The organism is Mesorhizobium silamurunense, assembly GCF_014843825.1.
Taxonomy (GTDB): Bacteria; Pseudomonadota; Alphaproteobacteria; order Rhizobiales; family Rhizobiaceae; genus Mesorhizobium; species Mesorhizobium silamurunense.
On the sequence record NZ_JHQR01000040.1, the window covers coordinates 36,062 to 55,040 of the forward strand.

Annotated in this window: 14 protein-coding genes and 1 pseudogene; 3 read left to right on the top strand and 12 right to left on the bottom strand. The window is 64.1% G+C overall.

Translation table 11 applies throughout. The features are described 5' to 3' along the window. Positions 1-45: 45 nt before the first annotated feature. The 3 genes from DH10_RS03995 to DH10_RS04005 form a co-directional block, all read right to left on the bottom strand. The gene (locus DH10_RS03995) at positions 46-792 is read right to left on the bottom strand and encodes an enoyl-CoA hydratase-related protein (protein ID WP_192250214.1); all 747 of its coding nucleotides are present in this window, start codon (positions 790-792) and stop codon (positions 46-48) included. Between the two features lie 11 nt (positions 793-803). Continuing rightward, complete coding sequence (locus DH10_RS04000; RefSeq protein WP_192250211.1) at positions 804-1,442, bottom strand: acyl-homoserine-lactone synthase; 639 nt, start codon at positions 1,440-1,442, stop codon at positions 804-806. A 275-nt stretch (positions 1,443-1,717) separates the two neighbouring features. Next, complete coding sequence (locus DH10_RS04005; RefSeq protein ID WP_192250208.1) at positions 1,718-2,449, bottom strand: helix-turn-helix transcriptional regulator; 732 nt, start codon at positions 2,447-2,449, stop codon at positions 1,718-1,720. 247 nt (positions 2,450-2,696) lie between these two features. Here DH10_RS04005 and DH10_RS04010 point away from each other — a divergent pair, with 247 nt between their 5' ends. After that, positions 2,697-3,548 carry an ABC transporter substrate-binding protein gene (locus DH10_RS04010; RefSeq protein WP_425515278.1) on the top strand — a complete coding sequence of 284 codons (852 nt, stop codon included), beginning with the start codon at positions 2,697-2,699 and terminating at the stop codon, positions 3,546-3,548. 227 nt (positions 3,549-3,775) lie between these two features. Here DH10_RS04010 and DH10_RS04015 read toward each other — a convergent pair whose 3' ends face one another. After that, entirely contained in the window at positions 3,776-4,189 is a 414-nt protein-coding gene (locus tag DH10_RS04015) for a tellurite resistance TerB family protein (protein WP_192250202.1), read from the bottom strand. A gap of 228 nt (positions 4,190-4,417) precedes the next feature. Between DH10_RS04015 and DH10_RS04020 the strand changes: the two genes are divergently transcribed. Further along, positions 4,418-6,067, top strand: coding sequence for a lysine--tRNA ligase (locus tag DH10_RS04020; RefSeq protein ID WP_192250199.1), 1,650 nt, complete (start codon positions 4,418-4,420; stop codon positions 6,065-6,067). On the opposite strand, the gene DH10_RS04025 is transcribed toward DH10_RS04020, so the two are convergent. The 8 genes from DH10_RS04025 to DH10_RS04060 all read right to left on the bottom strand — a co-directional run bounded on the left by DH10_RS04025 (position 6,030) and on the right by DH10_RS04060 (position 16,278). Beyond that, positions 6,030-6,917, bottom strand: a complete 888-nt coding sequence (locus DH10_RS04025) for a thermonuclease family protein (protein ID WP_312891274.1) — start codon at positions 6,915-6,917, stop codon at positions 6,030-6,032. The genes DH10_RS04020 and DH10_RS04025 overlap by 38 nt on opposite strands. A gap of 10 nt (positions 6,918-6,927) precedes the next feature. Next, the gene (locus DH10_RS04030; protein WP_192250196.1) at positions 6,928-7,569 is read right to left on the bottom strand and encodes a S24 family peptidase; all 642 of its coding nucleotides are present in this window, start codon (positions 7,567-7,569) and stop codon (positions 6,928-6,930) included. Positions 7,570-7,845: 276 nt separating this feature from the next. Continuing rightward, positions 7,846-8,766, bottom strand: coding sequence for a sterol desaturase family protein (locus DH10_RS36625; protein ID WP_192250193.1), 921 nt, complete (start codon positions 8,764-8,766; stop codon positions 7,846-7,848). Positions 8,767-9,023: 257 nt separating this feature from the next. Next, positions 9,024-11,243, bottom strand: coding sequence for a 3-hydroxyacyl-CoA dehydrogenase NAD-binding domain-containing protein (locus tag DH10_RS04040; protein WP_192250190.1), 2,220 nt, complete (start codon positions 11,241-11,243; stop codon positions 9,024-9,026). A gap of 14 nt (positions 11,244-11,257) precedes the next feature. Next, positions 11,258-12,466 carry an acetyl-CoA C-acetyltransferase gene (locus tag DH10_RS04045; RefSeq protein ID WP_192250187.1) on the bottom strand — a complete coding sequence of 403 codons (1,209 nt, stop codon included), beginning with the start codon at positions 12,464-12,466 and terminating at the stop codon, positions 11,258-11,260. A 33-nt stretch (positions 12,467-12,499) separates the two neighbouring features. Beyond that, positions 12,500-13,669 carry an acyl-CoA dehydrogenase family protein gene (locus DH10_RS04050; RefSeq protein ID WP_192384244.1) on the bottom strand — a complete coding sequence of 390 codons (1,170 nt, stop codon included), beginning with the start codon at positions 13,667-13,669 and terminating at the stop codon, positions 12,500-12,502. A 117-nt stretch (positions 13,670-13,786) separates the two neighbouring features. After that, positions 13,787-15,583 (bottom strand): acyl-CoA dehydrogenase, encoded by a 1,797-nt coding sequence (locus DH10_RS04055; protein ID WP_192250179.1) that lies wholly within the window; start codon positions 15,581-15,583, stop codon positions 13,787-13,789. A 233-nt stretch (positions 15,584-15,816) separates the two neighbouring features. After that, positions 15,817-16,278, bottom strand: a complete 462-nt coding sequence (locus DH10_RS04060) for a MerR family transcriptional regulator (protein ID WP_192384246.1) — start codon at positions 16,276-16,278, stop codon at positions 15,817-15,819. A gap of 452 nt (positions 16,279-16,730) precedes the next feature. Here DH10_RS04060 and DH10_RS04065 point away from each other — a divergent pair. Beyond that, positions 16,731-18,979, top strand: a pseudogene (locus DH10_RS04065) (peptidoglycan-binding protein); the annotation flags it as partial.

Genomic DNA, 18,979 nt, shown 5'->3' on the forward strand with positions numbered 1-18,979 from the left:
AGCGCCGCGCGCCCAACAAGGCGCGCGGCGCTGAGACTTTCAGGTTCAAGCGGCCAAGCGGGCGATCCGCTGCAGCCGCTTCAGCGTGGCGTCGTCCTGAAGCGCCTGCTGGAACAGCGATATCTCATGGTCGATGCGGTCGCACAGAACGTCCGTATCGCCCTTGAGCAGACCACGTGTCTGCAGCAGCGCGGCAACCGGCTTCTTGGCGAGCTGCCTTGCCCGCGCCAAGGCTGTCTCCTCGGCGCTGCCTTCCACGATCTCGCCGACCAGGCCGAGCGCCTTGGCGTCGTCGACGCCCAGCGTGTCACCGAGGCAGAAGAAGCGGAAGGCGCCGGCATAGCCGAGCTTCTGTGGTGCCAGGATGCTGGTCGCGGCGTCCGGCACCAGACCGAAATCGACGAACGGCACCCTGAAGGTGCTCCCTCTGGAAGCGATCACCATGTCGCAGTGGAACAGGATGGTGCAGCCGACGCCGACGGCATCCCCGTCCACGCAGGCAAGGACCGGCTTGGGGAAGGTCGCAAGCATGCGGAACATATCGGTGACAGCGGCGATCAGCTGCTGGTGCTTGGTGGCGTCGAGGAACTCCGAGAAGTCGCCGCCGAGGCAGAAGCAGCCGGCGAGGCCGCGCAGCACGATCACGCGGACGTCGTCATTGACGGCGGCCTCGTGGAAGGTTCTGGCGAGGCTCGCATAGGCGTGCCTGTCCAGCACAGGCCGGCCGTCATGCGAGGACACCGTGACGACCAGCGTGTGGCCGCGCAGTTCCGGTTCGGGATGGAAGCTCATGACCACCTCCATCACGAAGCCTGCCTCAGACCGAGCTGACCGGGATAACCCCGGTTAAGCACCGGCAGGAAGTGATTGCGGCGCTGGCGCACCACATTCAGCGTGTGCTCGGTAAAGGTGAGCAGCGTCGCCACGACCTGCTGGTTGCCATAGGTGCGCTGGTAACCGAGCGGCGTCGCCAGGAAGTGCAGCTGCAGCGCCCGCAGCACCCACATCGGTTCGAACTCGATGATGACCTGGTTGACGTTGCGCTTGAGGCCCCATTCGACGAAACCGGCAATCAGCTCGGTGCCGACCGTCGAGACGCCGCGCTTGCCGTCACGGAAGCCCGGCGCCACCGCATAGCGGGTCAGCTCCCAGACATGCGGCCCCGAGGGAGGCGTCCCCTCGTAAAGGTCCGTCAGCACATCGGTCAGAAGGTGCGCCCGCGTCGTCGGCAGCATGCGCTGATAGCCGGCGAGCTCGCCGTTGCGGATGACGAGATGATGTTCGGCCTCCTCATGATCGAACTGATCGATCTCGAGGCCGTCCGGGCGTTCGAGATCGGTCCACCCCATCTCCTCGACGAAGATCTTGTAGCGCAGACGATGAACCGCTTCCCAGAGGTCGGGGCGCTCCATCAATTCTTGGGTGGTGAGGGAAAAAAGCATTAGCCGTCTCCTGGGCTTAAGAGGAAGATACGGCCGGGCTTTCCCGAAAATATTACGCGATCGCGTAGGCAAGAATTTCTAGGCCAGCACGGCCGACCTCGCTAATATAGCGACGCCTAATCGGCTCCGCGACTGCTGCACATGGTTGGCAACGCCCAGTTTGCTTTTGGCGTTAAGAAAGCATTAGCCGTCTCGAATGCCTAAGAAGATAAGGCGGATTTTCCGAAAATTTGCACGATCGCGTGGGCAAGAATTTCTAGGTCGGCACGCCCGACCTAGCTAATATAGCCGCGTCTAATCGCTTCCGCGACAGCTTGCACCCGATTGGCGGCGCCCAGTTTGCTCTTGGCGTTAAGAAGGTGTTTCTCGGAGGTGTGCTCCGAGATGCCGAGAATCTGCGAAATCTCCCACTCGGATTTGCCGACAGCCGCCCATTGCAGGCATTCGCGCTCGCGCGGCGTCAACTCAATGTGATCGACGACCTTGCCGGCCATCGTGTGGAGCTGCATGGCGCGGCCGATGGCGTAGGTGGATACCAACGAGACCATTCCGAATTCGACGTCCGACAGTTCGACGGACTCGCCGCCCAGCGAGACCATGACGATCTGGCCGTCGAGCGTGACCAGCGGAAAGGCGAGGCCGTCGCGCAGCTTGAACTCGCGGGCATCGCCCATGACCTCGTCGCTGCTCTTGTCGATGACGATGGCCTGCGAGGCCTCGCGCCACTGGAACGGGGCCTGCAATTGCTTCATGTGGCTGACGACCGGATCATGGTCGACATAATTGCGCGCCACGTAGCGCTCCAGCCACTCGCCCGGCCAGTCGCAGAGCAGCACATGGTCCTTCTGCCGGCCGCGCGGCGTGCCGGGTTGCGGCACGGTTCCGGCCATCAGCGCCGTCAGCCCGAAATTCGAGGTGACGCCAAGCAGGCGCTCGCACACCGCCGCAGCAGTGTTGGCGTGCTGCAATTGATCTATGTATTCCAGAGTTCTATCGAACATGCTCATCGCAACATCTACCCCATGTTGCTTCTGCTTTGATCACCGATGGTAGATGCCCGAACCACCATTCGCCATCAACCCCCGCATCGCAAGCTTCTTCGTGACGCCGGTGACCTCCCCCGTTGCCGGCGCGCGCTACCACTTGCAGATGTGCTAAACCATACGCCTAATTCGCCCGTTTGGAATCAAAAACCGTTGTCCCTGCGCCATTTTCATACGAAAAGCCTAGAACATGACTGGGCGGAGCCTTATCGTGACTTTCCGGTGGATATTTCTGGCCCTGCTGTCGGCGCTGATCGGGGCGTTGCTGCTTGCCGGCGCGACTCAGGCCGCGGAGCCGCAGGTTCCGGTGCTGTGGGATGCCAAGGAGCGGCTGCCGAAGCCCGATCTTTCCGCGCTGCCGAGGTTGAGGTTCCTCACCACCACCGATTTTCCGCCTTTCAACTTCCTCGACGGCTCAGGCCGGCTGTCGGGTTTCCACATCGACCTGGCGCGGGCGATCTGCGCCGAACTCGGCATCGTCGAGAAATGCCAGATCCAGGCGCTGCCCTGGAACGAGCTCGACGACGCGCTGCAGAAAGGCGAAGGCGAGGCGATCATCGCCGGCATCGCGGCGACGCCGGAAAGCCGCGAGAAATACGCCTTCTCGCGTTCCTACCTGCAGTTCCCGGCGCGCTTCATCATGCCGAAGGCCAAGGCCTTCACCGAGCCGATCCTCGACAAGCTGCGCAGCAAAAGGGTGGGCGTCATCGCCGGCTCGGCGCATGAGAAGATGCTGCGCGATTATTTCAGCACGGTGCAGGTCGTGCCCTTCGACAAGCCCGAGGACCTCTACGCCGACCTCAAGGCCGGCAAGATCGATGTCGCCTTCGGCGACGGCATGCGTTTTGCCTTCTGGCTCGGCGGCTCGGATGCCGCCAGCTGCTGCCGCTTCGCCGGCGGCCCGTATCTGGCGCCCGAATATCTGGGCTCGGGCATGGCGATCGCGACCAGGGCGGGCGACCCGGCGCTGGCGGCCGCCTTCGACTACGCGCTGCAGGAAATCTCGATCAAGGGCACGTTCGCCGAGTTCTACCTACGCTACTTCCCGGTGAGTTTCTTCTGATACCGAAGCGACAGGCCAAGGCTTGTCGGGCTTCAGGTCAGGCCGAGCCGAAAATGGTGGATTCCGAGAACCGGAGCGGAGCGTACTTAACGTACGTGAGCACCGGCCTGCGCCGGCCGTAGCCTTAATTTAACTGCCACGCCACTTATGAGTGCTTCGGCCGGCGAAGGCCGGAAGCGCAGGAAGCCGCCATTCGCAGGCCGGCATCACCTGAATATCGACAAAGCCTAGGTCAGCGTGCGCAGGCGCGCCTTCGCCGCGCGGGCGATCGCGGCGACGGTCAGCGTGTCGAGATCGAGCTTGAGGCGGATGAGCTGCAGCACCCGCACCTCCTCCATGCGCATTTCGAGATCGACGGCCGCAACCTCGAAAGCAGCGGCATAGGCGGTGTCGCGCAACCGCTCCGGCAGCGCCGCCGCGACATGCGCAAGGACGCCTTCCAGCCCGTCCTTGTCATGCAGCGCCTTCTGGCACTCCTGCGACACCGCAACCAGCCTGTTCTGGTTGAAATCGACGAACACCGGCCAGGAGCGGACGACGTCCCCGATCCGCGCCAGCTCGACATCGGTCATGTCGCGATCGGAGGCCGACGTGATGACCATCAGGTAGATCAGGGCTTCGTGCGGCGTCAGTGAAGGCATTCAAAACTCCTTGAAACTGCATGTCGTCTTCGCAAAAAACTGCTGCATACTTTTTGGCGACATGCACCGAAGTTGGCGCCCAACGTAAGAGCGTCATTGTGGCGCCGCAAGGAAAACCGCCGCAAATCGTTGACGCTCCGGCCAGTCGCGCCTAGAGCCCGGGTGAAAAATCTTCGCCTGCCGCCAAGCCGACACATGACTTGGCCGGCACATGCCCTGGAAAGTGACATGACGGGATCAAACATCATCGATCTCAATCCCGAGATGCTTGCGGCGGCAGCCGAAAGCAAGGCATGGCCGTTCGAGGAAGCCAAGAAGATCATTGCCCGCTACAAGGACAAGGATTTTCCCGAGACCGTCCTGTTCGAGACCGGCTATGGCCCGTCCGGCCTGCCGCATATCGGCACCTTCGGCGAGGTGGCGCGCACCACGATGGTGCGGCACGCCTTCCGGGTGCTGACCGGGGACAAGGTCAAGACGAAGCTGCTGTGCTTTTCCGACGACATGGACGGCATGCGCAAGATTCCGGACAACGTGCCGGATCGCGCGGCACTCGAGCCCTATCTGCACAAGCCACTAACGGCGGTGCCCAATCCCTTCGACGGCGACTATGCGAGCTTTGCCGACCACAACAACGCGATGCTCTGCCGCTTCCTCGACACGTTCGGCTTCGACTACGAGTTCGCCAGCGCGACCCAGTACTATAAGTCGGGCCGCTTCGACGAAGTGCTGCTGCGCGCCGCCGAGCGCTACGACGAGATCATGGCGGTGATGCTGCCGACCCTCGGCGAGGAGCGCCAGGCGACCTACAGTCCGTTCCTGCCGATCTCGCCGAAGAGCGGCCGCGTGCTCTACGTGCCGATGAAGCATGTCGACGCCAAGGCCGGCACCATCACCTTCGACGACGAAGGCACCGAGACCACGCTGCCCGTCACCGGCGGCAAGGTGAAGCTGCAGTGGAAGCCGGATTTCGGAATGCGCTGGGCAGCGCTCGGCGTCGATTTCGAGATGTTCGGCAAGGACCACCAGACCAATGCGGCGATCTACGACCGCATCTGCAACATCCTTGGCGGCCGCGCGCCGGAGCATTTCGTCTACGAGCTGTTCCTCGACGAGAACGGCCAGAAGATCTCGAAGTCGAAGGGCAATGGCCTCACCATCGACGAGTGGCTGACCTATGCACCGACCGAGAGCCTCGGCCTCTACATGTACCAGCGGCCGCGGCAGGCCAAGAAGCTTTATTTCGACGTCATCCCGAAGGCGGTCGACGAATACTACGCTTTCCTCTCAGCCTATCTCCGGCAGGACTTGAAGGAGCGGCTCGGCAACCCGGTCTGGCACATGCATGACGGCAATCCGCCGGCGATCGACCTGCCGGTGCCGTTCGCGCTGCTGCTCAATCTGGTCAGCGCTTCCAACGCGCATGACAAGGCGGTGCTGTGGGGCTTCATCTCGCGTCATGCGCCGGGCGTGACGCCGAAGACGCATCCCGAGCTCGACCGGCTGACCGGCTATGCGATCCGCTATTTCGACGATTTCGTGAAGCCCACCAAGGTCTATCGCGCCGCCGACGAGGTGGAGCGCGAGGCGCTGGCGAAGCTCTCGGAAGCGCTCGGCTCTTTGCATCAAGGCGCCGACGGCGAGGCGATCCAGAACGCGGCGCTCAACGTTGCGCGGCGGATCGAGCGCTACCAGGACCATTCCAAGCAGAGCCCGGAAGGCGGCCCCGGCGTGTCGGTCGCCTTCTTCCAAATGATCTACCAGGTGCTGATCGGGCAGGAACGCGGGCCGCGCTTCGGCTCCTTCGCGGCGCTCTACGGCATCACGGAGACGCGCGCGCTCATTGAGCGGGCGCTGGCTGGTCAGCTGGCGGCCTGAGCACGCCATCGACCTCTTCGAGGATTGAGCTCGGTGCGGCAGGCGCCGGGCGAGAGGCTGCCGGAACCGGCGGCAGGCCGGAAACGTCCGGCGCCGGCCCGAAGATACCCTTCTTCGCCGTGCGCGCCTTGGAGCCCGCCTCGACATAGGGGCCGCCCCGCGCGGCGCGCGCCCAGCCGTTTTCCACCAGCCACTCACCGATATCCTTGTTGCCGACGCGGCATTCGGCCGAGATGGTGTCGCGACTGCCCTCCGGCGGCACCGTGCAGACCACGGTGCGCCCGCGCAGGAAGGCGCGGAACGCCGTCCTGGCGCGCGCGCCGCAAGCCCAGGATTTGCCTTCGTCGCTGCAGGTTTCGTCCGCTTTGACGACGTCGATGCCGGTGATGGCAACCGCGTAGCCTTTCGCCTCGATGAAGCCGGCGGCGGTGGCTACCGGCTGGAACAGCTTGGTGCCGTTCCAGTCGTCGGGCATTTTCAGTTTGGGCGGCTTAAGCGGGCCGGCCAGCGCCAGATCGCTGAGCGGCGCGCGCGGTTCGACCCGTTCCAGTAGTTCCTCGGAAAGCTCGGGCGGCGCCACCACTTCGGGATCGATCGCCCGCGAATGAGCCGCCGGCCTCGGTGGCTGAGGAGCAGCCGGCTCCAGAATGGCGGAGGTCGCCGGCTCCGCAGTCGTCGGTTCCTGAGGCGCCGCGCCGGCGTCTTGCCCCGGAATCATATCGGCGGTGGGGTCGATCTGGTCGACCGTGACGACGCTTTCGCTGCCTTTCAGCGAGCGGCCTCCGGCGATAACCAGCGCCGCCATCGCCGGAACCGCGAGAAGCGCGAGGGCAAGATAGAGAACCCGCACCAGCCCGGACCTACTGGCTTGCCCAGACGATCCGCGCCACCCATTCGACATCACGCATCGGGATGTCGCGGTCCGGGTGAGCGGGATTGAGCGAGACCAGCACGATCGACTTCGCGGTCTGTCGATCGAGCACCTTGGCCATCACCTCGCCTTCAGTGGTCTTGACGACGACGCGGTCGCCCTTGCGCGTCGGCGCGCCCGGCTCGACGATCAGCACGTCGCCGTTGCGGTAGAGCGGCAGCATGGAATCGCCCTGGACCTTCAGCGCATAGGAGGTTTCCGCCGCCCGCGTCGGAAGTTCGACCAGATCCCAGCCCTGTCCCGAGGGATAGCCGGCATCGTCGAAGAAGCCGCCGGCGCCGGCCTGGGCAAAGCCAAGCAGCGGCACGGCTATGCGCGGCTGCGGCGCGGCAGGGCCGCCGCGACCTTCGACCAGCACGGTGAATTCTTGCAGCGAGGCGCCGGTGGCCTCGATGATCTTGGCCAGCGATTCGGTCGAGGGCCAGCGTGGCCGGCCGTCGGAAGACAGGCGCTTGGACTTGTTGAAGGCGGTCGAATCGAGGCCCGCGCGCCTGGCGAGACCGGAAGCCGACAGCGAATAGCGCTCGGCAAGAGCGTCGATTGCGGCCCATACGCGATCGTGCGAGAGCAAGTCCGCTCTCCTTCGAAACAGGAAAAAATGCCTCAGCGCTGTCTAGCGCGCGGCCATCCGATTGTCCATCGGCGCGAACCGCAGATTGAAGAGAAAGTCGTCCACTCCCGCAGGATTGATCAGGCTCGATCCTCTCGGCCCGGCGTCGGCCGGTTGACCATGGCGGCAGAACGACTTTCTGCTCCGGTCCGGCCTCGATAGCGGGCCATACGCGAACGTGCCAGAATGGGCCGGCGGCCTGGCTCGCCTTCGCGCCGACCAATGGCGTTTTCCGTGTCAGTCGGCGTTGGTGTCGAGAGTGCCGAGCTCGGCCAGGCCGGTGTCTTGCCCCAGCCCGCCGATCGAGGTGCGCAGCACTTTCAGCCGCTGCCTCCCCAGCCGCGCCCATTCCAGCAACGGCCATAACGTCAGCCGCACGACGTCGTTGGACGGTACCCCGTCCGCTCCCATGGCGACACCGCACGACCCCGGTACACGATAGGTGCCGAATATCCAGTCGAAGAACGGGAACACGTTAGCGAGGTTTTTGCCGTACGCCGCCGGCTCATTGGCATGGTGCCAGCGATGGAAGCGCGGCGAGGCGATGAGCATCCGCAGCGGGCCATGGCCCCAATCGACATCGACATGGACATAGACGTTGTGGAGCACGAGGATCACCGCGCCAATGCCCATGGCATCGGCGGGCAGTCCAAGCCAGGTCAGCAGGATTGTGTATGAACCCCACATTACCAGCATTTCGAGCGCGTGGACACGGTACGTCGTCAACCCGTTGACCACCGGATCGGAATGGTGGATCGCATGCACCGGCCAAAGCCATTTCATGTGCATGACGCGATGGTTCCAATAGTTGGCGAAGTCGTGCGCCAGTATGGCGAGCAGACCGAGCATCCAGACTGGCAGACCAGCCCAGACCGTGCTCGGCACACTCGGAATGCCGAGCAGGTCGTAAAGTGCCTTGAGCCGTTCCGACAGCAGCCAGACTGCGGGGACGAGCACGATGTTGATGTGGAAAATGGCCAGCGTCGCCGCGGCGCTTTCGACGGCGCGACGCGACCAGGAAAGCAGCCAACCCTTGCGAGCGATATCGATTGCCAGGAGCAGGAGCAGGAACGAAAAGACGCACTGCTTGTCAGGATCGCTCCCCTGGCCGCGCCAGACCTCGAAAAGGCCGGTGATGAAATCGACGATGTTGCCCACGCCCCTGCCCCTAAGCCACGCCGGAGAGCGGGCGCGACCGATTTGCGAGCCCAGCCCGGCATTTTTGGATTAGCTGGATTTGCTTAAGGTCGGCTGAACGCGGGCTTGCGCATTGAATCTTGTCGTCCGGCGACATGCTTTAAGTTCTTGATTTCAAGCATGTTCCCGAAACCGGTCCCACTTTCGGGAGACATGCTTTAGGGCCACGGCGAGCCGCCGCGGCCATCATGCGCGCCTACACGTACATGGCTGGTGCGTTAGGCTGCCTTCCTGACCTCGCCCTTCTGGTAAGGGTCGAAGCGCTGGTAGAAGGTCTCGCCCTTCTCGGCCATGTCGAGCAAAAGCTTGGGCGCCCTGAACTCGGCACCGTATTTTTTCTGCAGGCCCTTGGCGATCTTGACGAAGCGCTTGGCGCCGATGCCGTCGATGTAAGAGAGCGCGCCGCCGGTGAAGGGGGCGAAGCCGAAGGCGAGGATCGAGCCGACATCCGCCTCGCGCGGATCGGTGACGATCCCTTCTTCCATCACGCGAACCGCCTCAAGCGCGATGGTGACCAGCAGGCGCTCCTTCAACTCCTCATAGTCGACCTTCTCCGGCTTGAGCTGCGGATAGAGATCATTGAGGCCCGGCCAAAGCTTCTTCTTCGCCGGCTTGGCGGGATAGTCATAGAAGCCCTTGCCGTTCTTGCGGCCGAAGCGGCCATGCGTGTCGACCATGGTGTTGATCAGCGCCATCTGCTTCGGATCGACGGCCTTCTCGCCGAGATCCTTGATGGTCTGCTTCATGATCTTCTGGGCAAGATCGATCGCCGTCTCGTCGGTCAGCGCCAGCGGTCCGACCGGCATGCCGGCGGCCTTGGCGGCGTTCTCGATCATCGCCGCCGGCACGCCTTCGATCAGCATCTTGTAGGCTTCCGACATATAGCGGAGCACGCAGCGATTGACGTAGAAGCCGCGCGTGTCGTTGACCACGATCGGCGTCTTCTTGATGGCGCGCACGAAGTCGATCGCGACTGCCAGCGTCTTGTCGCCGGTCTTCTTGCCGAGGATGATCTCGACCAGCATCATCTTGTCGACCGGCGAGAAGAAGTGGATGCCGACAAAATTCTTCGGCCGCGCCGAGTTCTTCGCCAGCGACGTGATCGGGATGGTCGAGGTGTTGGAGGCAAAGATCGCCGAGGACTTCAGCACCGCCTCCGCTTGCTCGGTGGCGAGCTTCTTGACCGCCGAATCCTCGAAGACGGCCTCGACGACGAGGTCGCAGCCGGCGAGGTCGGCATAGTCGGCCGTCGGCGTGATCAGCGACAAGAGCTTGTCCTTCTCGTCGGGCTTGGCGCGGCCCTTCTTCACCTGGTCCGCCATCAGGCCGTCGGAATGCGCCTTGCCCTTCTCGGCCGATTCCATGTCGCGGTCGAGCAGCACCACCGGAATGCCGGCCTTGGCCGTGACATAGGCAATGCCCGCGCCCATGAAGCCGGCGCCGAGGATGCCGATTTTCTTGAACCTGGTGTCCGGCACGCCGGCCGGGCGGCGCGCGCCCTTGTTCAGTTCCTGCAGCGACACGAACAGCGAACGGATCATCGCCGCCGCTTCCTTGGTCTGCATGATTTCGGTGAAGTAGCGCTGCTCGATCCTGAGCGCCGTGTCGAAGGGCACCAACAGGCCTTCATAGACGCATTTCAGGATCGCGGCAGCGGCCGGATAATTGCCATAGGTCTCGCGGCGCAGGATGGCGATGGCCGGCGGCCAGAGATTGGCGCCAGCCGCCGAATAGATCGGGCCGCCGGGCAGCTTGAAGCCCTTCTCGTCCCAGGGCGCCACTGGCTTCAGGCCGTTCCTGATCATCGCCTTGGCGGTCTCGACAAGCTTCTTCGGTTCGGCGATGTCGTGGATCAGGCCCATCGACTTCGCTTTCTGCGGCGTGAGATTCTGGCCGGTGGTCAGCATCTGCAGCGCCTGCTGCTGGTCGGTCAGCCGCGGCACGCGCTGGGTACCGCCGGCGCCCGGGAAGATGCCGATCTTCACCTCGGGAAGCGCCATCCTCACCTTGTCGGAATCGGCAGCGACGCGGCCGTGGCAGGCGAGCGACATCTCGAAGGCGCCGCCCATGCAGGTGCCGTTGATCGCCGACACCCACGGCTTTCCGCACGTCTCGATCTTGCGGAACAGGCCGGTCATATAGCCGGCATTGTCGAACAGTGCCTTGGTCGCCCTTTCGAGGTCCTTCTCCTTTTCCGCGGCGAAGGTGGCGAGCATCTTCTGCAGCATGGTGATGTCGGCGCCGCCGGAGAAACTGTCCTTGCCGGACGTGATGACTGCGCCCTTGATGGCGGCGTCGCCGGTCACATGATCGACGATGGCATTGAGCTCGCGCATCGCCTCTTCGGTGAAGACGTTCATCGAGCGTCCGGGCATGTCCCAGGTGATGAGCACGATGCCGTCGGCGTCGATGTCGAGGGTGAAATTGGTGTAGCTCATCTTTTCTCTCCCCGTCAGACGCGTTCGATGATGGTGGCGGTGCCCATGCCGGCGCCGATGCAGAGCGTGACCAGCGCGGTGTTCAGGTCGCGGCGCTCCAGCTCGTCCAGCACCGTGCCCAGGATCATCGCGCCGGTAGCGCCGAGCGGATGTCCCATGGCGATCGCCCCGCCGTTGACGTTGATCCGGTCGTGCGGGATGTCGAAGGCCTGCATATAGCGCAGCACCACCGAGGCGAAGGCCTCGTTGAGCTCGAACAGGTCGATGTCCGACAGCTTCATCTTGGCGCGCTTCAAAAGCTTCTCGGTGACGTCGACCGGGCCGGTCAGCATCAGCACCGGCTCGGAGCCGATATTGGCAAAGGCGCGGATGCGCGCGCGTGGCTTGAGGCCCATCGCCTTGCCGGCCTTCTTCGAACCGAGCAGCACAGCCGCGGCGCCGTCGACAATGCCGGAGGAGTTGCCGGCATGGTGGACGTGGTTGACCTCCTCGACTTCCGGATGCTTCTGCACGGCGACGGCATCGAAGCCACCCATCTCGCCGGGCATGACGAAGGACGGGTTGAGCGAGGCCAGCGACTGCATATCGGTCGAGGGCCGCATGTGCTCGTCATGGTCGAGGATGGTGAGGCCGTTCTGGTCCTTAATCGGGATCACCGAATTCTTGAAGCGGCCCTCGCCCCAGGCCTTGGCGGCACGCTTCTGGCTCTCGACCGCGTAGGCATCGACGTCGTCGCGGCTGAAGCCGTATTTCGTGGCGATTAGGTCGGCCGAGATGCCTTGCGGCACGAACCAGCCGGGCAGGCCGACGGACGGATCCATGAACCATGAACCGCCGGACATGCCCATGCCGACGCGCGACATAGATTCGACGCCTCCGGCAATGACGATCTCGTCCGCGCCTTGAGCGATCTTGGCGGCGCCGAAATTGATGGCGTCGAGACCAGAGGCGCAGAAGCGCGAGATCTGCATGCCCGGTGCCTTGGTGTCATAGCCGGCCTCGAAGGCGGCGGCGCGCGGAATGACCGAGCCCGCCTCGCCGACCGGGTCGACACAGCCGAAGATGATGTCATCGACATTGCCGGTGTCGAGCCCGTTGCGGTCGCGCAGCGCCTCAAGGGTCCTGGCGGCGAGCCGCACCGCCGGCACCTCATGCAGCGAGCCATCCTTCTTGCCCCTGCCGCGCGGCGTGCGCACGGCGTCATAGACGTAAGCTTCGGCCATTTTTCTGCTCCTTGGGTTTGCCGGTCGCGGCGCTCAGAGAGAGCGCCCGATCAGCAATTTCATGATCTCGTTGGTGCCGCCATAGATGCGCTGGACGCGAGCGTCGCGGTACATGCGGGCGATCGGATATTCATTCATGTAGCCATAGCCGCCATGCAGTTGAAGGCATTCGTCGACGACTTTGCCCTGCAGGTCGGACAGCCAGTATTTGGCCATCGAGGCTGTGACCGGGTCGAGGCCGCCAGCGATATGGCGGGCAACGCAGTCGTTGTAGAAGACGCGGCCGATGGTCGCCTCGGTCTTCAGCTCGGCCAGCTTGAACTGGGTGTTTTGGAAATCGATGATCGCCTTGCCGAAGGCCTTGCGCTCCTTGACATAGTCGATGGTGATCGCCAGCGCCCGCTCGATCATGGCGATCGCGCCGGTGCCGATCTGCAGCCGCTCCTGCGGCAACTGCTGCATCAGCTGGACGAAGCCCTTGCCTTCCTCGTGGCCGAGCAGGTTCGAGGTCGGCACGCGCACGTCGTTGAAAAACAGCTCGGACGTGTCGTTGGCCTTCAGCCCTATCTTGTCGAGGTTGCGGCCGCGCTCGAAGCCCTCGACCTCGTCGGTCTCGACGACGATCAGCGAGGTGCCCTTGGCGCCCTTGTCCGGATCGGTCTTGGTGACGACGATGATCAGGTTGGCAAGCTGGCCGTTGGTGATAAAGGTCTTGGAGCCGCTGATCTTGTAGTGGTTGCCGTCCTTCTCGGCGCGTGTCTTGACGCCCTGCAGGTCGGAGCCAGCGCCAGGCTCGGTCATGGCGATGGCGCCGATCAACTCGCCGGTCGCCAGCTTCGGCAGCCACTTCTGTTTCTGCTCCTCGGAGCCGTAATGCAGGATGTAAGGGGCGACGATCGAATTGTGCAGGCCGATGCCGAAGCCGTCGACGCCGACATGGCCGATCGCCTCGATGATGGCGCTCTCATGCGCGAAGGTGCCGCCGGAGCCGCCGTATTTTTCCGGCATCGAGGCGCAGAGCAGTCCGGCAGCGCCCGCCTTCAGCCAGCTCTCGCGGTCGAACATCTCGTTCTTCTCGAACTCAACGTAGCGCGGCGCGATCTCCTCCGACATGAAGCGCTGCGCCATGTCGTAGAGCATGCCAACTTCGTCCGCCGCCCAGGCGGGTTTTGGAAGACCAAGGACGTCGGCTGGGTTGGTCATGCACTTCTCCTCACAAGGCACGTCGCCAGAAACGAGGTCGGCGCGCTGCCGCGGGCGACCTCTCCCGGCCCTTCAGGACACCCTACCCCTCGAGGGGGAGGGTGACGCCGAGCATTTCTAGAACGCTTCCGCCGGCAGCGCCATTAGCGCGTCCGCGCCACTGGAAATGCGGGCGAGCCGCGTCGCCGTCTCCGGCATGATACGCTCCATGTAGAAGCGCGCGGTCACCAGCTTGTTGTCGTAAAACGGCGCGGCGCCATTGGCGCCTTCGGCGAGCTTGATTTGGGCGGCCTTGGCCATCTGGCCCCACATGTAGCCAAGCGCCACCAGGCCGAAGAGATGCATATAGTCGGTCGAGGCAGCACCGGCATTGTCTGGCTTGGCCATGCCGTTCTGCACCAGCCACATGGTCGCCGCCTGCAGGTCGTTGAGGCCCTTCTTCAGCGCCTTGGTGAAGGGCGCCATCTTCTCGTCGGCGCGGTTTTCCTCGCAGAACTCGCCGACTTCCTTGAAAAAGGCCTGCACGGCGCGGCCGCCATTCTGCGCCAGCTTGCGGCCGACGAGGTCGAGCGCCTGGATGCCGTTGGCGCCCTCATAGATCATGGCGATGCGGGCATCGCGCACGAATTGGCTCATGCCATGCTCTTCGATATAGCCGTGGCCGCCGAACACCTGCTGCGCCATCACCGCGTGGTCGAAGCCCTTGTCGGTGAGCACGCCCTTGACTACCGGCGTCATCAGGCCGGTGTAGTCGTCGGCCGCCTGGCGATCCTTGTCATCACTGGCTCGATGCGCGACGTCGGACTTCATCGCCGTCCACAGTGCCAGCGCGCGGCCGCCCTCGTTGAACGCCCTCATGGTCATCAGCGAGCGGCGGATATCGGGATGGACGATGATCGGGTCGGCCTTCTTGTCCGGCGCCTTGACGCCCGACAGCGAACGGCCCTGGAGGCGATCCTTGGCGTAGGAGACCGCGTTCTGGTAGGCGATCTCCGAGACCGAAAGCCCTTGCAGCCCGACGCCAAGGCGGGCCTCGTTCATCATCGTGAACATGGCCTTCAGGCCGCCGTTCAACTCGCCGAGCAAAGTGCCCTCGGCCTCGTCGTAATTCATGACGCAGGTCGAGTTGCCGTGGATGCCCATCTTCTCCTCGATCGAGCCGCAGGAGAGCGCGTTGCGCTCGCCGACATTGCCCGAGCCGTCGAGCTTGAACTTCGGCACGATGAACAGCGAGATGCCCTTCACGCCTTCCGGCGCGCCCTCGACGCGGGCCAGCACCAGATGGACGATGTTGCCCGACATGTCGTGCTCGCCGGCGGATATGAATATCTTCTGGCCGGAGATCTTGTAGGAGCCGTCGCCGTTCGGCACCGCCTTGGTGCGCAGCAGGCCGAGGTCCGTGCCGCAATGCGGCTCGGTGAGGTTCATGGTGCCGGTCCAGGCACCCTCGATCAGCCTGGGCAGCCAGGTGGCCTTCTGCTCGTCCGTGCCATGGCTGACGATTGCCGCGATCGCGCCTTGCGTCAGGCCGGGATACATCATCAGCGCCATGTTGGCGGAGACCATGTATTCGGAGACCGCGGTGTGGACCGTGTAGGGCAGGCCTTGGCCGCCGAACTCGGCGGGCGCGGCCAGCCCCATCCAGCCGCCTTCGCGATACTGGTCGAAGGCATCCCTGAAGCCCTTGGGCGTGGTCACCGATCCGTCGTCATGGCGCACGCAGCCTTCCATGTCGCCGACGCGGTTCAGCGGATGCATAACGTTTTCGGCAAGCTTGGCGCCTTCGGCGAGGATCGCCTCGACGACGTCGGGCGTGGCGTCCGAGAAGCCTGGAAGATTAGAATAGCGCTGATAGCCAAGCACGTCGTTGAGCACGAACAGCGTGTCCTGGACGGGCGCCCTGTAGATCGTCATGCCTTCCTCCACCCTTGCGGTCCTGGCCAGCCAGCAAGTTCCCGATCCAGGTCCGGATGGGAGGCCGAGCCAATGTCGATGCCCCGATAGCAAATATTGACGTTTGCGTAAACGTCAACTTCGTCGCAGCCAAAAAATTTTTGGTGAGCGCGGAATGGAAGGCAACAAAAAGCCGCGCGGCCATGGCCGCGCGGCTTTTTCTATCTTGGGCTCGCCTTAAGCGCGAGAGGCAATCAGCCGGCGGCGCTTGCCTGCGGCACGGCCCGCTCGGTCAGCATATGGCGAACGACCGTCATCGAATTGCTCAGCTCATTGATGGCGTCTTCGATCAGCGCCCGCTGCTTCTGCAGGCGGGCAAGCTGCTTCTCCGACTTGTCGAGCGCCAGCCGCAACTGCTTGGTATTGGAGCCGGTCGGATCGTAGAGATCCATCATCTGCTTGACGTCGCGCAGCGAGAACCCGACCTTGCGGCCGAGCAGGATCAGCTTGAGCCGGGCCTTGTCGCGGCGCGTGTAGAGACGGGTCGAGCCGTCGCGCTTGGGATTGAGCAGGCCCTTGTCCTCATAGAAACGCAGCGTGCGCAAGGTCACGCCGTATTTCTTGGCCATCTCGCCGATGCGGACGAATTCTTCGCCGGCCTCGGCCGGTATGTCATTGCTATTGGCCGCGGCTTCGCCGGGCGAAACAAGTTTCATGGTCACTGGCTTTCCCCTAATGGCGTCGCGGTCACGGACCAAGCGTCGCCTGAGTGGAAGCGGGGGCGTGCTTCCAATCGTGGTTTCGACAAATCAATCGCAAGAGGCACGGCTTCGCACCTTTTACGTTTACGTCAATCCTATACCGACAGCCGGCACCTGACGCAAGGGCGTTGTCGGAACCGAACTTTATGCCGCACCTTGCAAGCAGCTCAGGATTTATGCGCGACTTCTTAAGCTTGGTTAACGCGTTGTTTACCACGTTGGGCGAAATGTGCGCATGTCGGTCACCCGTGTTTATCCTGTAGCGAATTTTTCACGGTTTTTCGAAGCGTGGGTGAAGAACCCGGGAAGCCCGTCTTCCTCCGCAGCAAAACCGCGCGGACGTCTTCGTTCCCGGCAGGACTTTGGGAAACCGGCCACGGCCGGTCATTCTGAACACGGGCGCATCGATGAACAGCAAGCGGTCCTATCTCGATACACTCAACGCCGGCAGGCAACGCCGGCCGCACACCTCGCTGGAGGAGCTGAACCGCTCGCTCGAAACGCTGGAGCAGCGGCTGGAACGGACCCGCGTCGACACACCCGAGCGCCCCGATCCGCGGCGACCGGCCGCCGAGCCACGCTATGCCGCCGCGCAGCCTTACGGTTCGCCCCGGTGGTACGAGGGCCCCTACACCACGCAGAGGGAGCAAAATCGGGGATCGCAAAACTTAGGGCCGCAAAACCGGGGGCCGCAAAACCCGACGCCTACCGCTTCCGACTTCGGTCCCAACTATCAGGCTATTGCCCGCGACATCGACCGGGTGCGCGGACAGGAAGACGGCGTCGCGATGGTGGGCAAGATCGCTGTCGAACTGCGCGGCCTGCGCGAGGAGCTGCGCCACCAGATGACCGCCGGCCTGCAACGCGAATTCGACGCGCTGCGCCAGGATATCGATCGAGCCATGCAGGCGAGCAGTCAGCATGGCATCCCCGCCGACAAGAGCAGCGCCGAGCTCGGCCTCGAGTTCGAACGGCTTTCCGGCGCCATCCACACGCTTGCCGAAAAGAGCGACGACCGCAGCGTCAACCTGCTGCGGCTCGAGCTGGAGCAGGTCAAGGCGGCGCTCGACACGCTGGCGCGCGAGGAAAGCGTGCAAGCCGTCGATAAAAGCGTGCGGGCCGTCGACCGCCGCTGGGACGATTTCGACCGTCGCTGGAGCGCCTTCGAGGATCGCGTCGACGCCGACCAGCGCCAGCGCGCCGAAGGTCCCAGCCTTTCGGTGCTCACCGACCGGCTCGAACAGATCAGCAGCGCGGTCAACAACCTGCCGCAGTCGCTGTCGCTAAGTTCATTGGAGGAAAAAGTACGCATCCTTGCCGGCGCGGTCGACCGTTTCGCCGGCCAGCAGACGATGCGCGGCGGCGAGACGCTTGCCATGATCGACGAGCGGCTGGACGAGATCTCGCGCGCCATCGTCGCCTCGACGGTGGCCGCGCAGGCCAATGCCTTCGATCCGGAAGCCTTCGGCCGCATCGAGAAGCGGATCGCCTCGCTAGCGCAGCAGATCGAGGAGGTCGCGCAGTCGCGCCCCGGCGCCGAGGTCATCGACCGCCTCAACCTTCTGTCCAGCCGGGTGGACGAGCTCGCCGGACGCACCAACCTGCCGGAGCAGGCGATGGAGCGTCTGGGCAAGCAGATCGCCTTAATCACCGACAGAATGGACCGCGCGCCGGCGATGCCCGACGCCGACCATATCTTCCAAGGCCTGGAGCAGCGTTTCGACGCGCTGTCCACGCTGCTCGAGCGCCGCCAGGGCGATGCGATCGAGCAGGGCAACATGCTGTTCCGCGACCTCGAGCGGCGGCTGGACGAAGTCGCAGACAGGCTCGACCAGCGCATGCGACAGGACGACGGCGCCGGCATCATGGAGGCGATCGACGCCCGCTTCACCGCACTTGCCAAACGCATCGAGACGCGCGCGCCCGATCCCGCCAACGAGATGGCGATCCGCGGCCTGGAAAGCCGGCTCGAGGACATTTCCAGCCGGCTGGAATCGTCCGCGGCGCAAGTCGCCGGCATCGATCCGGCGCTGATCCGCAGCCTGGAGTCGCAGGTGACCGCCCTTTCGGCGCATCTTTCGAAGCCGAGCGCGCCGCTGCCCGACTTCGAGGACATCAGCCCGCGCCTCAACGAGATCGAGAGGTCGCTGGCCGGCACGCGCGATTCCATCCTCAGCGTCGCGCGCGAAGCGGCGGAGAACGCCGTCCGGTCGCTGGCCGAGTCGAGCTCCGACACGGCTGCTTCCAACGCGGCCGCCGTGAGCGGCCTGGCGCAGGACCTGAAGACCCTCGAAGCGCTCACCCGCCGCTCCGACGAGCGCAATTCGCGAACCTTCGAGGCCATCCACGACACGCTGCTCAAGATCGTCGACCGGCTGGGCTCGCTCGAGACCAGCGAGCCAAGCGAAGCGATCAGCGAACTGCTCGACCCGCAGCCGGGCGGCAAACGGGCCGCCCGCTCCGGCAAGATCGCTGTGCAGGGCGCGCCGTCGATGGATATCGACCAGCCGCTGCCACTGACTGGAGACATCGCCGATCTCGACGCGCGGGCCGCCTCCATCCTGCGCAACGAGCCGGCTACGCGAAGCGAACCGACTGCACCGGGCGAACCTGTTACGCGTGGCGAACCTGCCTCTCGCACGCCCGCCGAGGCCGC

Bases quoted from the DNA above. Each gene is read 5' to 3' on its own strand.
- DH10_RS03995 (WP_192250214.1), bottom strand. From the start codon at position 792: ATGAGCTTCCATCCCGAACCGGAACTGCGCGGCCACACGCTGGTCGTC.
- DH10_RS04000 (WP_192250211.1), bottom strand. From the start codon at position 1,442: ATGCTTTTTTCCCTCACCACCCAAGAATTGATGGAGCGCCCCGACCTC.
- DH10_RS04005 (WP_192250208.1), bottom strand. From the start codon at position 2,449: ATGAGCATGTTCGATAGAACTCTGGAATACATAGATCAATTGCAGCAC.
- DH10_RS04015 (WP_192250202.1), bottom strand. From the start codon at position 4,189: ATGCCTTCACTGACGCCGCACGAAGCCCTGATCTACCTGATGGTCATC.
- DH10_RS04020 (WP_192250199.1), top strand. From the start codon at position 4,418: ATGACGGGATCAAACATCATCGATCTCAATCCCGAGATGCTTGCGGCG.
- DH10_RS04040 (WP_192250190.1), bottom strand. From the start codon at position 11,243: ATGAGCTACACCAATTTCACCCTCGACATCGACGCCGACGGCATCGTG.
- DH10_RS04045 (WP_192250187.1), bottom strand. From the start codon at position 12,466: ATGGCCGAAGCTTACGTCTATGACGCCGTGCGCACGCCGCGCGGCAGG.
- DH10_RS04050 (WP_192384244.1), bottom strand. From the start codon at position 13,669: ATGACCAACCCAGCCGACGTCCTTGGTCTTCCAAAACCCGCCTGGGCG.
- DH10_RS04055 (WP_192250179.1), bottom strand. From the start codon at position 15,583: ATGACGATCTACAGGGCGCCCGTCCAGGACACGCTGTTCGTGCTCAAC.
- DH10_RS04060 (WP_192384246.1), bottom strand. From the start codon at position 16,278: ATGAAACTTGTTTCGCCCGGCGAAGCCGCGGCCAATAGCAATGACATA.